The sequence below is a fragment of the Lewinella cohaerens DSM 23179 genome (assembly GCF_000379805.1).
Classification (GTDB): domain Bacteria; phylum Bacteroidota; class Bacteroidia; order Chitinophagales; family Saprospiraceae; genus Lewinella; species Lewinella cohaerens.
Genome location: NZ_KB903554.1, coordinates 212,678 through 228,698, shown reverse-complemented (window position 1 = coordinate 228,698; position 16,021 = coordinate 212,678). Strand labels below are relative to the sequence as shown.

14 protein-coding genes are annotated in these 16,021 nt (G+C 43.6%); 8 read left to right on the top strand and 6 right to left on the bottom strand.

Translation table 11 applies throughout. From position 1 onward, the window contains the following. Positions 1-14: 14 nt before the first annotated feature. The 5 genes from ribB to A3EU_RS31060 all read right to left on the bottom strand — a co-directional run bounded on the left by ribB (position 15) and on the right by A3EU_RS31060 (position 6,764). On the bottom strand, positions 15-1,169 hold the full coding sequence (gene ribB / locus A3EU_RS0118855) for a 3,4-dihydroxy-2-butanone-4-phosphate synthase (protein WP_020537756.1): 1,155 nt from the start codon (positions 1,167-1,169) through the stop codon (positions 15-17). Beyond that, positions 1,141-2,334 (bottom strand): glycosyltransferase, encoded by a 1,194-nt coding sequence (locus A3EU_RS0118850; RefSeq protein WP_169433373.1) that lies wholly within the window; start codon positions 2,332-2,334, stop codon positions 1,141-1,143. The genes ribB and A3EU_RS0118850 overlap by 29 nt, the downstream gene beginning before the upstream one ends. Before the next feature lie 5 nt (positions 2,335-2,339). Next, on the bottom strand, positions 2,340-3,551 hold the full coding sequence (locus A3EU_RS0118845) for a glycosyltransferase family 4 protein (protein ID WP_020537754.1): 1,212 nt from the start codon (positions 3,549-3,551) through the stop codon (positions 2,340-2,342). Positions 3,552-3,774: 223 nt separating this feature from the next. Then, complete coding sequence (locus A3EU_RS0118840; RefSeq protein WP_020537753.1) at positions 3,775-5,640, bottom strand: M1 family metallopeptidase; 1,866 nt, start codon at positions 5,638-5,640, stop codon at positions 3,775-3,777. A gap of 80 nt (positions 5,641-5,720) precedes the next feature. Beyond that, on the bottom strand, positions 5,721-6,764 hold the full coding sequence (locus tag A3EU_RS31060; protein ID WP_169433372.1) for an ABC transporter substrate-binding protein: 1,044 nt from the start codon (positions 6,762-6,764) through the stop codon (positions 5,721-5,723). Between the two features lie 139 nt (positions 6,765-6,903). Here A3EU_RS31060 and A3EU_RS0118830 point away from each other — a divergent pair, with 139 nt between their 5' ends. Together A3EU_RS0118830 and A3EU_RS34595 are read left to right on the top strand one after the other, a co-directional pair. Then, the gene (locus A3EU_RS0118830; protein WP_044086206.1) at positions 6,904-7,455 is read left to right on the top strand and encodes a DUF6580 family putative transport protein; all 552 of its coding nucleotides are present in this window, start codon (positions 6,904-6,906) and stop codon (positions 7,453-7,455) included. A gap of 6 nt (positions 7,456-7,461) precedes the next feature. Next, positions 7,462-7,626 (top strand): DUF5522 domain-containing protein, encoded by a 165-nt coding sequence (locus A3EU_RS34595; RefSeq protein ID WP_169433371.1) that lies wholly within the window; start codon positions 7,462-7,464, stop codon positions 7,624-7,626. 336 nt (positions 7,627-7,962) lie between these two features. Here A3EU_RS34595 and A3EU_RS0118825 read toward each other — a convergent pair whose 3' ends face one another. After that, positions 7,963-10,053 (bottom strand): HD family phosphohydrolase, encoded by a 2,091-nt coding sequence (locus A3EU_RS0118825; RefSeq protein ID WP_020537750.1) that lies wholly within the window; start codon positions 10,051-10,053, stop codon positions 7,963-7,965. Between the two features lie 23 nt (positions 10,054-10,076). Here A3EU_RS0118825 and pyrR point away from each other — a divergent pair, with 23 nt between their 5' ends. The 6 genes from pyrR to A3EU_RS0118795 all read left to right on the top strand — a co-directional run bounded on the left by pyrR (position 10,077) and on the right by A3EU_RS0118795 (position 15,974). Beyond that, on the top strand, positions 10,077-10,679 hold the full coding sequence (pyrR, locus tag A3EU_RS0118820) for a bifunctional pyr operon transcriptional regulator/uracil phosphoribosyltransferase PyrR (RefSeq protein ID WP_245569374.1): 603 nt from the start codon (positions 10,077-10,079) through the stop codon (positions 10,677-10,679). Positions 10,680-10,688: 9 nt separating this feature from the next. Next, on the top strand, positions 10,689-11,612 hold the full coding sequence (locus A3EU_RS0118815) for an aspartate carbamoyltransferase catalytic subunit (RefSeq protein WP_026211466.1): 924 nt from the start codon (positions 10,689-10,691) through the stop codon (positions 11,610-11,612). Positions 11,613-11,848: 236 nt separating this feature from the next. Further along, positions 11,849-12,400 (top strand): HEAT repeat domain-containing protein, encoded by a 552-nt coding sequence (locus A3EU_RS0118810; RefSeq protein ID WP_020537747.1) that lies wholly within the window; start codon positions 11,849-11,851, stop codon positions 12,398-12,400. A gap of 102 nt (positions 12,401-12,502) precedes the next feature. Then, entirely contained in the window at positions 12,503-13,090 is a 588-nt protein-coding gene (locus tag A3EU_RS0118805; RefSeq protein ID WP_020537746.1) for a hypothetical protein, read from the top strand. Between the two features lie 284 nt (positions 13,091-13,374). Beyond that, complete coding sequence (locus tag A3EU_RS0118800; protein ID WP_020537745.1) at positions 13,375-15,408, top strand: insulinase family protein; 2,034 nt, start codon at positions 13,375-13,377, stop codon at positions 15,406-15,408. A 74-nt stretch (positions 15,409-15,482) separates the two neighbouring features. Continuing rightward, positions 15,483-15,974, top strand: coding sequence for an asparaginase domain-containing protein (locus A3EU_RS0118795; protein WP_020537744.1), 492 nt, complete (start codon positions 15,483-15,485; stop codon positions 15,972-15,974). Positions 15,975-16,021: the final 47 nt, after the last annotated feature.

The following is a 16,021-nucleotide window of genomic DNA, read 5'->3' as shown; positions in this document are numbered from 1 at the left end:
CCCGATATTGACAATTACAACTCTTCGTTTCCAACAATCTCCAGCCCGTAGCCATCAATAGCTACACGACGGCGGGGGTGATTGGTCAGGAGCACAATGTTTCTGAGACCTAGGTCATGGAGGATTTGGGCACCTACGCCGAAGTCACGTTGTTCTACCTGGTGGTTGTTGTCTGCAACTTTTTCCTTCTTAGGCTTACTATCATTGAGCTCTGAGAGGTGTTGCAGGATATCGTCATGTTTTTCGCTGTGCCGCATATACAGCACAACTCCTTCTCCTTTTTCTGAAACTTTTTGAAGCGCTTTATCCAGGCTCACATAGCTATCGCCCATGAGTAGATTTAGCAGGCCATTACTTTCCATTCCGGAATGAACCCTGACCAGGACATTATCATCGGTAGACCATTTTCCTCCTTTGACGAAAGCCAGGTGTAGATCATCTGTCGTTAGTTGGCGGAAAGCGATTACGGTGAATTTGCCAAAACGAGTATCCAACTCGGTCGTCAGCTCTCGTTTAACCAAACGCTCATTGCGCATACGATAGGCAACGAGGTCTTTGATCGCGATAATCTTTAAATTAAAGCGTTCAGAAATCTTCATCAATTGGGGCAATCGAGCCATCGTCCCATCAGTATTCAAAATTTCTACGAGTACACCCGCCGGAGCGAACCCTGCCATTTGAGCAAGGTCAATAGCCGCTTCGGTATGCCCTGTACGCCGCAACACACCACCCGTTTTGGCACGGAGTGGGAAGATATGTCCCGGACGAGCAAAGTCGGTCGATTTGATTTCGGGATCAATCATAGCTTTGATACCCGTCGCTCGGTCATAAGAGGAGATGCCAGTCGTGCAACCTTGCCCGATAAGGTCAATGGATACCGTAAATGCTGTTTCATGTAGCGCCGTATTAGAAGTCACCATCATTGGTAAATCCAATTCATTGGCCCTGTTTTCATCAATCGGTGTACAAATTAAACCCCGGCCATGAGTGGCCATGAAGTTGATGATTTCGGGCGTAACACACTCTGCAGCACAGATAAAGTCGCCTTCATTCTCTCTGTCCTCATCATCGACAACAATGATGATTTCTCCAGCCTTGATAGCGGCGATGGCTTCTTCGATAGTGTGGAGGTTAAACTCTTTATTGTCGTTTGGGTGGTTGCCAGACATTGGATTTGATACCTTTAACATAGCGTATATATCCAGCCAATAAGGCCAGGTTCATGGTTAGGAAATAGCGAACGTTTCGCAATAAAGCCCAGTGTATGTGCAACTTTTTAAGACCTTCGTCAAGGAGTGGTGTAAGCACATATAAGGCAGTTAGCAGTATAAACAGTAGGGCATAAAATTGGTTGTGGAACAACAACCCTGCTGTTAACCACAGCAAAATTAACCATATTGGCCCAAGCCAACGCAAAATTTTATGAGAAAAGAATGGAAAGTTGGGTAATCCGACCGGAGGAAGCCACAAATCCGGGAAGGTAAACATGTTTTGAAGGTTACCTGCCGAAATTCGGGCTTTGCGCCGAAACTCTTCGTCAAGCTCGTGCCCCACAGGTTCGTAGCATAGGGCAGAAGGCTCTTTGATCGCTAAACCGCCTTTGCGAAAAGCCTGTAATGTAATGTAGAAATCATCTACAAGAAAATTGTCAGGGACGGGCGCAAAAAAGTCGGAGCGCAAGGCGTAACAGCCTCCAAAAGGGCCAATCATTTTTTTCCACAAAACCCCCTCGTAGTATTTTAAACGGCCTTCCCAGGAGATGTAACTGTTTTCTGAACCGGAAATATCCTTTTGCAGCATACCGGTATGCAACATCTGAGCATCCACAATAGCAAGATCAGGATGTTTAAAATGTTTTACCAAAGTAGCACAGACTCCAGGGCTCATCATCACGCTGGCATCTGTGATCACAAAAACATGGTCAGCTCCCGCAGGGAAGTGACGCGTAGCCGTTGCCGCCAATTGATTAATAACGCCCGGCTTACCTTGGCGTTTAGAAAAAGGGAAAAAATGCAAATGGGTATGCTGTACAGCATAGCCACTGATGATTTCATTCGTATTGTCCGAAGAATTGTCGGAGCCAATGTAGATATTGATTTTTCTGTGCGGGTATTCCTGCTCGATCAAGCTTGTGAGTTTTTCCTCGATAACAGCTTCCTCATTATGGACGGCCATCAGCACTGAAATACGTGGAAAATGCTCAGGAGATTCGTATTGTTCGGTATCGAGTTGCTTACCCCGGGCGAGGATAGACAACACTACCGGATAAATCAGGTAAGTATACAAGAGTGCCAAAAGGCTCGACCAGAAAATACATTGTAGAAAAAGGGACATAAGCATCAAACAATCTCCACCAAGTGATTGGTATAAGCTTCCATTACCCGCCTGGCAATATGAAGGCTTTCATATTCTTCGCAAACAAAACGCTGGGCTTGTTGCCCTATATCGGTTAAGCGCTGATCAGTCCCCAGGGCGTAGCGTAAGCTTTCAACATATTGATCAGGAGTATTCGAAACAAGAACATCTTCCTGGTGGGTAGCAGTGATACCTTCCAAGCCAATACTCGTAGAGATAACGACTTTTCCAAGTGCCATCCCCTCTAGAATTTTTGCCCGCATTCCACTACCAGAAAGTAAAGGTACGATCATCATGGGGTGTTGGTTAATAAAGGTAGCAGAGTCGGGTACCTCTCCGTGAACAATGATATTTTTCTTTTTCAGCTGTAGCAGTGATTTTGGTGTATTCCTACCAGCAATATGGAGTTCTAACTGAGGAAACTCTTTCTGCACCAAAGGCCATACCCGCTGAATAAACCATTCAAGGCCTTCCAGATTGGGCATCCAGTCAAGGCTGCCAATGAAAGATATGCTAGGGTTTTGGTTACTCAGAGGTCCTGTTTCGCCAAATTGCTCAACAGAAATACCGATGGGGGTTACCACTGCTGGTGTTTCACATCCCAAGTTGCGGAAATACCGCAAATCTCTTTCTGTAATAGGAAGCAAAATGTCGTAATCGCGTAAGGCTTGCGTCTCAAAACGCCTTAACTTTTTGGTAAGGTGCCGCAAGTACCATCGCTTGAGGCCATTGTTGGTATGGCTGGTGATGCGTTCCCATATTTCGTGTTCTACATTATGAGCCCGCATACTTACAAGCGCTTGCGATTTGGCCCTGATCGTAGGAATGTAGGGTGCCAGATACAAGGTTTCCAACTGAACAATGTCATAGTTTTCCATCTTCAGCATCTCAGACAATATTTGAGAAAAAGCTGGAGAAACAAAACGGGAAATATGATAAGATTCCTCTGAAAATAAATTGAGAAAAGCAGCAGCGGGTTTCAGCCGATTATCAACGCCAACAGTTCTAATGGTTTTGAAGTGGCTGGCTTCAGGTGGATAAGTACTGGCTTTGAAAAAATGCTTGCTGGTATTCATCGCCAGAAGGCTGACTTCACAGCCCAATTCACTAAGCGCACGACTAAGCGTATGCACCGCAATAGATTCTCCGTCTTTAAGCGGATAAGGAAATTTTTTGCAGAGTAGTAGAATCTTCATGCGTTGGCTTTGTACGATAGTTGCTTAGATATTGAGAAGGATAATCAGTAGTACAATGAACCAATAATTATCCTTCTCTCTTAACTATCCCGACAAGGAACTTTTTTGGGCACAAGCACAAAAAAATAAGTCGGGATATACCGATCAAAGTAGTTAGAGCAAAGGCCCAAACTGCTTTAAGATCGGTATAGCTTTTGGGAGGTGCAAGGGTTACGCAGTGTTGTTACTTGTTGTCAGACGGCTGCCATGTATTATTAGAACGGTCGGTATCCAACATCCGTCCACTTGCGTCCACTTCGATTGAGCGGATATTTTTGAAAGCAATATCCAAGGTCAATTCGTAAGTTGGGTTGGTCCAAGGCCAGTCGGGAGCAACATTATAGGTTTTTCCACCTTCTGCTTGCTTGGCACCACGCATAATGCCTAGGGGAATAGTGTAAAGCACCTCGTCACCATTGCTCATGGTTACCGTTACATCAACGGGCATAGGCATGGTGCCTAAATTCTTTAAACGGACGACGGATGTCTTTTTCTTGCTCCCTTCGTCGGCTCCCTCGACAGCATAGTCAGGCAGACGGGTAGTGTATACAAAGTACTCTTTGAACCAGTCCAACTCCATGCCTGATTCCTTTTCCATAACCCGAATTACATCGTTAGGGTTGGGGTGTTTGAATTTCCAAGTGTTAAAGTACCGGAGAAAACCTGCCTTAAAGGTTTCTTGACCTAAAATGTATTGCAGTTGGTACAAAAACAAAGACCCTTTTACATAAGAACCCACGCCGTAAGCGGCATTGGTAGAAAAGTGGTCAGCATGAATACTAAGCTGTTCGTCCATCCCGGATTTTACAAAATTGATAAAGCCGGTTACATCATTCAAATGAGGATCAGCTACGGCATCTCCCTGGATGAGTCCTTCCCGACGGAGGTGATTCATTACCTCAGCGGAGGCGTAACTCGTAAATCCTTCGTCCATCCATGCATAGAGGCTTTCGTTGGTGGCGAGTACCATTTGATACCAAGAGTGCATCAACTCGTGTACCGATACACCTACCAGGCTATTGAGGCTCCGCTCACCGGTAATAAGGGTACCCATTGGGTACTCCATACCGCCGTCACCACCTTGAATGAACGAATATTTCTTATAAGGGTAATACCCGTAGTTAGCGTTGATGAAGTCGAAAGCTTTGTCCATAATTCCAGGAAGAAGCTCCCAGTTAGTCGTCGTGGCATCGCCTTCTTGGTAATAGAAGTGGAGTACAGTACCATCAGCACGGGTAAGGGTAGTGTGCTTGTAATCAGGGTCAGCAGCCCACATGAAATCGTGAACCATTGGTGCTGAAAAACGGTAGGTACGGGTTTTGCCGGTTGCGGTACCAGCAGTGCCGTTATTATAAGCGCCGCCAATTTCTTCTTTGTTTTGCAAATAACCGGTACCACCGATAAGGTAGTCTTTGTCGATGGTAATGTTTACATCAAAGTCACCCCAGATACCGTGGAACTCGCGACCAACGTATGGGTTGGCATGCCAGCCCTGGTAGTCATATTCTGCTAGCTTGGGGTACCACTGAGCCATAGAGTAGGAGATGCCTTCGCGGTTGTCGCGCCCTGAGCGGCGAATTTGTACCGGTACCTGAGCATTGAATTTCATCTTCAATTCGGTACTCGCTCCTGGAAGGATCGGGTTGGGAAGGTCAACCTCGAGGATAGTTTCTGCAACGGTAAACGTAGTAGCATTACCATCCTGGGTGAGCATTTCTACCTCGTGATAGCCAATTTCATCAGGTTTTAGTCCTTGGATACGGTCTGCTACCCGAGAATCTGCATCCCGAATGGTACGAGAGCGGATATCCATCATGCTATTAGGCTGGAAAGCGTTGAAGTAGAGGTGGTAAAAAACGCGATTCAACGTGTCTGGTGAGTTGTTCGTATAAATAATGGTTTGATCGCCCGTGAATTGATGCTTGTTTACATCAAAGTCGATGTCCATATTATACTTTACAGCTTGTTGCCAATAATTGGCCTGTGCAGAGAGCAGAGAAGAACAAAAAAGAACAACAAGTGAAGTGTAGAGTAGTCTTTTAAAGCCCATATATATTGTGTTGCGTTTTTACCTTAACGTTTAAAAATGCTTTTTAATACGTCTTCCCGGGTGGAGACGATGAAAAAAAGTTAGCGGAAGATTTGGTGAACCAATTGCTCGGCCTTATCTAGTTGATTTTCTGTCATTTCTGCACTTATCTTTCCTTGAGGGAGATTGAAAGTATTGTTCAGTAATTCTCCAGATGGCGAGAAAACATTAACAGGATGCTCAAAAACGGCTTCGGCAAACATACCTTGGTTTTCTTCAATCGTGAGAAACTCTACGAGGTTGATGGCATAATTTCGATAAGGAGCATTGTTTAAGATGCAGATAGGCGTGATGTTGTAATAATTGTTTTCATCATTGTCAGTAGGAATCTCCATCTCTAAAGCCGCCAGTGATTTGAACATCTCCGGATTGCCGGAATGCTGGTAGCGAAGAAATTCTGAACCATTGATAAAAGCAATGTCGGCATCTCCTCTGAGTACGGAGGAAATGGCTTCCCAATCACTGCCCTTAGGAGCGTGGTTGAGGTTTTGTTTCAGGGTCTCCAGATAAATACGTGCGGGTTCTTCTCCATGAGCCGCTATCATACTGGCCACCATACTAATAAGGCCACTACTATCCGGATGAGCCATCGCAACCCGACCCTTGTAGCGAGGATCAAGGATGCCTCCATATTTACGCATTTGGAGCAAGTCTACCTTATCAGGACGATAAACAAAACTCATCGTCCACCGGCTCACTCCTGCCCAATAACCTTCGTTATCCACATAGCGAGAAGGAACATAATCACCAAAGGTGCCCGCATTATAAGGCGAAATTACGCCTGCCTTTTTCAGCTGGTGAGCTTGGTAGAGGTCCTCTAAAATGACAAGGTCACCTTTAAGTGGGCCTTTTTTAGCCAACTCCACCACGTCTTTGCCTTCATAGATATAAACATCTACCCCTTTGTTGGCTCTGGTACGAAAGGTCGTCAACAATTGTTGATCCTGTACCAGGTAACGGTGAGACAATAAAGCAATATTCTCAGGGTTACTGCTTGCTGCTGCTGGAGGAGTACTGGTAGTCGTATCTGGCTTGCACGCAGAAACTAAACAGTAAATAAGTAAAAAGGCAAGAATATTTTTCATAGCATCCATGATGTATCGAAGGGCATTTAAAATTTTCTCCTTCTCTGACTATCAAAGAATAGCAGAGAATCATTTTTTTGCGATGGGCAAAGGTAAACTTTTCATATCTTTGCAGCGAACCATTTTGTATTTTAGTATTATGAATAATCAGCCCTCCAAAAGTTTAATTCTGGCCATCGTATTAGTCCTCTTTGCTGTTCTCAGCCGGATTATCCCTCACTATCCTAATTTTACGGCCTTAGGTGCAGTTGCGCTTTTTGGTGCTTCACAACTTAAGGATAAATGGCAGGCTTTATTGATCCCTGTGGTTGCCCTTTACCTCAGCGACCTCTTTATCAATAATATCATCTACGCTGATTATTACAATAGCTTTGTCTGGAAGATCAGTCCTTTTGTATACATCGCATTTGCAATGATTATGGGCATTGGCTGGTGGCTTAGAGGCCGTGTCAAGACAGGCAATGTCATCAAGGCCAGCCTCACAGCTTCTGTTGTTTTCTTCCTGCTCACAAATGCAGCCTCCTGGCAGGTTTCTCCTTTGTATACCAAGGATTTTACCGGCTTTGTTGCCGCCATCGTAGCAGGTATCCCCTTCTTCTGGAGTACCGTAGCAGGTGATTTGTTTTACTGCGGAGTGATCTTTGGCGCGTACGCTTGGTTTCGTCAGCAGTACCCAGCATCATTGGCTTAAGTCCCTATGTCTGCATTAGTGGAAGGCCGTGATTATTATCTGGAGAACGGATTAATGGTCTTGACAGCCTATTTCCTTAAACAACGAGGTTATTGTTGTGGCAATGATTGCCGTAACTGCCCCTACAAAGAGGGTAGGGTGATCGTATGCCGTAAATTTGGAAGGGAGTAGGCGTTTTATGGGCCATGCCTTCTCCCGACTGATGCAGTCGGGAGAAGGCACCGGGCTGTCTGTCGCTACCGCTCCTACCCATCCCTTGTCTTCCTCTCCCGATGGATCGGGATGCGGCGTGTTCCGGCCTGCTGGCCTACACATCGGGCCATGACAAACAGGCCACCTAAGGTGCGACCTCATCTGAGGTCGATTTGATACGCTATCATTGTTTTCTACCAATAGGGCATCTCTCCGAGATACCTTTGGGGAGACCTTCAATTATTCTAGCCTTACCTTATAAATATAGGTTTACCTAAAAGTGTGTCCAAAACCATCAACCATCAACCATCCAACCTATTCCTCTTCCTCCGGATACGCGACCCTCACATGGTAAACACTCTTCATGATCTGGCGGAAAACCATGCGGCATTGCTCCAGTTCTCGGAAACTGATCACCGCATCTTTAAGTTGACCTTTTTTTTGTTTCCCTTCGATGATTTTGTCAATCAAATTATAGAGTTCTTCTTCCGTGGGGTCTTTCAAGCTTTTGCAGGCCGCTTCAATCGAGTCGGCAATCATTAAGATAGCTTCCTCCTTACTACGCGGCTTTGGGCCAGGATAGTGGAACTGTTCTTCCTCGTCCTGTCCGTTTTCTTGCTCGTCATCCTCAAGATGTTTTCGGTAAAAATATTCAGTACGGGTATCTCCGTGATGGGTTCGGATGAAATCAATTAACAGTGGAGGCAATCCAGCTTTTTTAGCCATCCTGACACCTTCAATGACATGCTCAATAATGATTCCGGCACTTTCCAACGGCGTTTTTCCTTCATGAGGATTACGGCCCGATTGGTTTTCAATAAAGTATTCCGGGTTTTTGATTTTACCAATATCGTGGTACAAAGCGGCTACTTTTACCAGCAGGGGGTCTGCGCCAATACGGCGGGCAGCAGTTTCAGCAAGGTTGCCAACTTGTAGCGAATGCTGTAAAGTTCCTGGTGCTTTGAGGGCCAGGTCTCTCAAAAGAGGCTGGTTCATATCCATCAACTCCACCAGGGTGATTGGTGAGACGAAGCCAAAAACGCGTTCTAGTAACGGAATCAAAGGGTAAGAGAGGAGGGTCAAAAACGCATTGAGGAATAGCCAAGTGTAAATGGACCAATCAATCGCACTGAGGCTGTTTTCCCGGATAAGTGCCAACCCCAAATAGCCAATCGAATAGGTGAGGAAAATATAGAGGATAGCGTAGAAAAAGCCTGACCAATCTCGCGTATTGATACTACTTAAAACGACGACCATTCCCGCCATGATCTGAAGAAAAACAAATTCAAAGCCCAATGAAAAAAGAAACCCGGCAAGTAATACGATAATGACGTGGGTAAAAAGTGCCAATCGCTCATTGTAGAAGGTTTTGACTACAATGGGCACAATACAAAAAGGAATCAGGTAACTGTTGAGCCCTTCGGTATTTTCAATCACGTAAACGAGGTAACTGAAGATCACCAGCCAAATCAGGATAAATAACAGTTTCGGCAAACGATTATAGACGAGTGGAGCATATTTACGGAGGTAAAGTGCCAGAAAGAAAAGCACCAGCAGGGTGAGGATGAGGTACCCGAAAAAAATGTTAGAAATGGATCGTTTGGAAATAACCTGCTCTTGATACTCCTGTTCGAAAGAATACAAGGTCTGGTAGAGTTCTTCTGTGATAACACTATTTTTGGTAATAATCACTTCCCCTTTTTGAACAAGGCCACGAGAGGTGACAATTTTCCCAAGCTCATCGTCGAGAATTTGTTGAGTCCGATCGCCACTGTAGAAGATATTAGCCTGTAATTGATCTTGTAGTAAGGGCAATAGGAATTCTGGTTCAGAAAGCCCACTATAGGGGAGCGAGTCGGTGATAAGCTCGGTAGCTGCCTTGAGGTTGAGTACATTTTCGAGGGTCTGATCCTGATAGGTGTTGCCTCGCAACACGGTGATAACCTCGCCTTGCGCTATGTTTTTCTGATTACCATCGAGCTTGATAATGCCCCGTTGAAAAATACGATCCAGAAATGCCAATCCATAATTGAGGTATTTCTGTGCATGGAGAGGGACATCTCTAAATTGAGCACTTTTTTTAGCCTGCTCAAGTTGCTGTTGAAACTGGTCGGAGAATGCTACTTTTCTTGCTTTGGCAATATCAGCATCTAACACAAAGACAGGGGCAGAATGCTGAACAACCTCCTGGCGTTCGTTTGCTAGTTCCTCCTCTGTTTTGCGGATAGCAAAATCAAAGGGGGCTTCCAGGTCTTCGTAGCGCCAGGTCTGCTGCTTCTCATATTGGTATTTGAAACGCAGATCAGCGGGGAATAAGAAACTAACAGCCACAGCAACCAGCACGAAAGCCAGGGGGCGAAAAGCAGCGGGTAATCGCTGGATGGTACTGGGTTTACTGTTATCCATTAAACAAAGGTAGTAATTTCTCTGTGCGAAGAACTATTGAATTTGCGGATATAGACTTACCTTTGTCCAACATGGATAACAGTCGTGTAATAATGGATAGCGAACGTTTTGGTCTCACCATTCGTCGTTTGTGTCATCAACTGATTGAACGGTATGATGACTTCTCCAATGCCTGCTTGGTAGGCGTTCAGCATCGAGGCGTATGGCTCGGTGAAGTGATCATCGAAGAGTTGAAGTTGCTTGGCATTGATGATCTTAAATTTGGCAAGCTGGATATTACCTTTTATCGAGATGATTTTCGAACAAGGGAGAAACCACTCAAAGCTAACCCTACCGAAATGCCTTTCCTGGTAGAAGAAAAAGAAGTTGTTCTTATCGACGATGTCCTTTATACAGGGCGAACCATTCAGGCAGCACTCACGGCGCTTAATCATTTTGGTCGCCCTCGTTCGGTAACCTTATTGTCGATGATCGATAGGCAGTTTAATCGCCACTTGCCAATTCAGCCCGATTTCGTGGGTATGCGGGTAGATGCCCTCGATGATGCTTACGTAAGTGTAGAGTATCAAAAGCATCACGGACAAGATCAAATTATACTTTTTCCACAAAAACCGGCAGAGGACTAAATGGCTACGATTCAGCAATTGAGTACCCGGCACGTACTGGGCATCAAATATCTCACGGCAGCAGATATTGAGCTTATCTTTCAAACGGCAGAAGAGTTCAAAGAAGTTATTAATCGTCCGATTAAGAAGGTGCCCAGCTTGCGGGATATTACGGTTGCCAACCTCTTTTTTGAAAATTCTACCAGAACGCGTATATCCTTTGAATTAGCAGAAAAACGACTTTCTGCGGATGTGGTGAACTTCTCAGCTTCCTCCTCGTCCGTCAAAAAAGGGGAAACCCTGCTGGATACCGTTAACAATATCCTGTCGATGAAGGTCGACATGGTCGTCATGCGGCACCCTGCACCAGGGGCTCACCATTTTCTTTCTCAGCATATCAATGCAAACATCGTCAATGCGGGTGATGGTACCCATGAGCATCCAACACAGGCGCTTTTAGATGCCTTCTCAATGCGGGAGCAATTGGGCGATCTAGCTGGAAAGAAGATAGCGATCATTGGCGATATTTTGCACTCCCGGGTAGCATTGAGCAACATTTTCTGCTTGTTGAAAATCGGTGCTAAAGTGCGAGTTTGCGGCCCACCAACCTTGATTCCTAAATACATTAAAGACCTGGGCGTAGAAGTCTCTTATGATATTCGAGACACGCTGCATTGGTGCGACGTAGCCAATATTCTCCGCATCCAACTGGAACGGCAAGAGCTTAAATTCTTTCCATCACTTCGCGAATACGCCCAACATTTTGGCGTCACCAAAGCTTTGCTCGATGAATTGGACCACCCTATTGTGATCATGCACCCCGGCCCAATCAATCGCGGCGTAGAAATCACCAGTGAAGTGGCTGATTCTGACCACAGTATCATTCTCCAACAAGTAGAGAATGGGGTTGCGGTGAGGATGGCTATCCTCTATTTGCTGGCAGCCACGCGGTAAAGAATTCCGTTTTTTCTTCGTTTTTAATTCCTCCTTCTATCTAAAAATGGAAGGAAGACCTTCTGGTTTTGGTGACTGTCGTTACAAAAAAACATGATTTTTCGAAGTATGTCATGGGGGATTTGAATCAACAAGAGCAGAAGTTAGAAACCTCATTAAGGTCAGGCGATTTCAATTCTCTTTAGCTGGTATAGCCAAATGTAAACACATATTAACGAGTTGTAGCCAATTAAAAAATGACGACCATCAAAAATCAAAGGAACAAGGAAGAGATTGAGAAATTACAATCTAATATGTTTTCAAGTGATTGGAATCTTGTGAAAGAATCCGCAAGACGACTTGGTGAGTTAGGAGGTGAAGAAATCACGGACTTTTTGATAACGCTATTAGACCAAAGCGACTCAAGTATAAGAGATAGAGCTGCACTTGCTCTCGAAGAGATTAGGGATAACAGAGCAGTAGAACCATTATTAAAAGCGATTTTTAAAAAGGAAAACAAAGGGTATACTGGGACAATGGTCTTTGCCTTAGAATCTCATGACTGCTCACAATATTTGACGGACATATTTAAAATAATGTTCTATCAAGCATATGAATGCAAAATGAGTGCAATTGCTATATTGGATACTCAGATTTTTGAATTTACAACGGAAGACCTAATGGAGATTAAGGATATGTGGCAAAAGTGCCTTCTACACCCTGAAACTTGTCCAGAAATAGAAAATGACGAGGTTAAGAAAGAAATAGAAGAAGCCGTAAATGGATATTTAGAATATTTAAAAGAATAAAAACTGGCTACAACAACACCTATACGCAATGCCCTTCTGGACACTGCGCATAGCCGAGACCAGGTGTTTAATGAAAATAGAGCTGCAAAGGAATTTTAGAAAATGAGAACACTGATACAAATTGGCAGTCTTGCAGTCATATTATTTATCCTTTCACTAGTTATTTTAAGGCATTATGACAGGAATAGACTTTCTGGACAGGTAAATAGTACGACTATTCAATTGAATATAGGTGAAAAATACTGTGATTTGGAGTTATGGCATAATCTGACATTAGTGGATACCAAGCCATTTGAGGTGGAGTCAACATATGATGAAGGTCTATGTCTTGAAGAACAGAAATTTGAGCCATGTCAATCTTATTTAGTCTTTCAACCTGAAGGTAATGAACAGTCTAAAGGACTATTTTATGAGTTCTTTACAGATAGTACCGTTTTCTGTTTAGTGATGAATATGAAAGATGGAAAGTTACTTGTTGGTATGGATAATAGCTATGACAGAAATCTAGAAATGATTGAGAATATTTACCTCGAAAAAATCATGAGTAACTTCACTATTACTCTAGTAGCTGACCATGGTTCCAAGTTAATATTTGAAAAATCAGAGGACCATCATATCAATTATTCTGTTAATTGGAATTATGTAACAAAAGAGGAGTTTCTTGCCATTCAAGAAGAAGATTTTTTGTAATCCCACTAGCTATCCGACTTGTGCGTTAGCATGGACTTATAGCGTGTAGTGGCATTACATGGTTCGGAGGATGATCTATAATTTATTGTAATCCTCATCGGGATGCCTCATGTTTTATCCTTATTACGTTTCCAAAATATAAGCCGAACAACTCCTGCGAAAAGAGTAAGTATTCGGGAATAAAACATATTTCCATAACTTTACCCAAGGGACTTTACAAGTCATTGAGTAAATGCGCTTGAGTGTCCTTCTGCTCATTAATTTCTATGAGAAACTGCTTACAAATGCAATATAAAAGCTTCGTTCTATTCTTTTTACTTTGCTGTCTCGGAAACACCCTGTGGGGGCAGGAGCAAGCCTCTGCTGCTGTTGATTTTACGGATTTTAAACTAGAAAATGGCCTCCGGGTTATTGTGCTCAACGATACAAGTAGCCATCGTTTTTCGGCAGATTTAGTGCTTGATTATCCACTCGTAAAAGAGGGGGAATACAAAGGGGTAGGCGAACTTGTTCAGCGGCTATTACCTGTGGGAACAAAGATGCACACCAAGTCAGAGATTGATTCTCTGTTAAAGGTATTGGACTGTAGTTTGGCTTCGGGAAGTACAGCGTTACGATTATCGGCACCCTCTGAAAATAAAGAGGCCGTTTTGGCATTATTGGCAGAGCTTATCCAGCATCCAACCTTTCCGGAACCAGCCTTGGAGATGCTAAAAGAAGAGTTTAAAGGCGATTTAGATAGGGCAGATTATTCAATCATCGACCAATCTAGTAATCTGTTCAATCAATTATCTTTTGGTGCAGATCATCCCTATGGAGAAAGGGTATCGAAGAGTAGCGTGGCAAATGTAACACAGGAAACGTGTCAAAATTTCCATAGGAAATACTATCGTCCCATTGTTGCTTACTTGGTTATTGCCGGGAATATTGAAGCAAAAGAAGTACGCTTTTTAGCGGAGAAGTATTTTGGAAACTGGCGTGGACAGGGGGCAATGTTTGCAGCTTTTTACAATCCAGCGCCTTTGCCTGAAAGTACGAGGCTTAGTTTTGTTAATGTTCCTTCTGCCAAGGATATTAGCATTGAAGTTGGCTATGCAATCCCATTACGGCCCAGTTCTGAAGATGTACTTAAGGTAGAAGTTTTAGAGCAACTTGTGGAAGCTAGATTAGCTGAAAAAAGCTGGAATGAGTATGATGATATCGTAACGGTCATTCCTGATCAGCATCTGGGGTTTTTGAAGGTAGCTCCGGGAGTTCTTCCTCATGAAATGGCAGAGGACGCAATAAAGGATATTTTAGATGTACTCTCCGTCTTTAGAAATCAACTTGTTACTAAAGAAGCACTGGCTAATGCCAAAGCATCCTTGATTAGCCAATCTAGGAAAAATCAGGAAGTTTTATTCCATCAAGATGGCAAAGCAGGAAGAGCACTTTCTATTGTTCGATTCAAGTTGCCCCGCAATTATTATAATGATTATTTTCAACGGATAAATAATATTACATCAGCCGGAATACTGGAAGTTGCGCGGGAATATCTTTTACCTGGACGAGCTCACATTATTGTAGCCGGAGATCAAGTTATTGCTCCTTCGCTTGCACGGTTTGCGGGCGATGGTAAGGTGCATTACTACAACAAAGAAGGAGCTGAGCTTGAAATGGTAGAAATGACATCTATCACAGAAAATGTTACAGCAGAAGGAGTCATAGAGAAATATTTATCAGCTATAGGTGGGCGGGAGCGTCTGGCAGCGGTTACTGATTTTCAAATGGAGGCGGAAGCTAAACTCCAGGCGGAAACAATGATCATGACACGTGCTAAGAAAAATGATGAGATGTTTTTTGGAGAATTCCACATCGGTGACCTTGAATTCGCAAAGATTGTTTTTGATGGAAACAATGCTCGTATTCTAAGAACAAATACGCCAAAAGAAATAACCGAAGAGGATTTGGAGATGTGTCGTTCATTGGCGGTAACTTTTCCGCAACTACGGTACCAAGAGGAAGGTGTCGAACTCAAACTTACAGGCAGTGAAGTATTGAATAGGAAAAATGTTCATTCTATTGAAGTGACCAGCACTTCGGGAAGGCAGTCTATCCATTATTATGATACCAGAACAGGCTACCTTGTACGTGTAGTAGGCGGTATCGATGGAGATGGAATAGTGACGGATTTTTCAGATTATCGGACTACAAATGGCGTAAAGTTTCCACATCAAATTATCATGACAGGTGGCTTTATAGAAGAATCTTTAATTTTTCAGGTGACTACTTTAAAAGTAAACCAAGGGGTCTCGGATGACTTATTTAAAGTAGAGTAGGAAATGGCTACAGGGAATAGTTTTATTTCTTATCGACAAAAACTACCTTCGCGAATAGCCAACTTAACTAACCAATGATCCAGATTTTTGTAACCGGAGGTACCTTTGATAAAGAGTACAATATGATTACCGGCGAGTTGTTTTTCAAGGATACGCATTTAAGCAGTATGTTTGAACGCGGGCGTTGCACCCTTGATATCGACCTGAAAACCCTGATGATGGTCGATAGCCTGGAAATGACGGATGATGATCGAAGTATTATCTTGCATAATTGTCGCCGGTCGAAAAGCAAAAATATATTGCTAACCCACGGGACCGATAAAATGGTTGCTACAGCTACCTATTTGGCAGAACAAGGGGTTGCTGATAAAACCATTGTGCTGACTGGGGCCATGATTCCCTACGCTTTTGGTACATCCAGTGATGGATTCTTTAACTTGGGGAGTGCATTGGCTTTCGCCCAAATGTTGCAACCAGGGGTTTACGTGGTTATGAATGGCCGGTACTTTGATTGGGATAAGGTGCGGAAAAACAGGAAAACCGGGTTCTTCGAAGAAATAGAGTAAGAAAACAGCACAAAAATAAGTTGAGACTTCGTTTTTCAAAAAGCTGG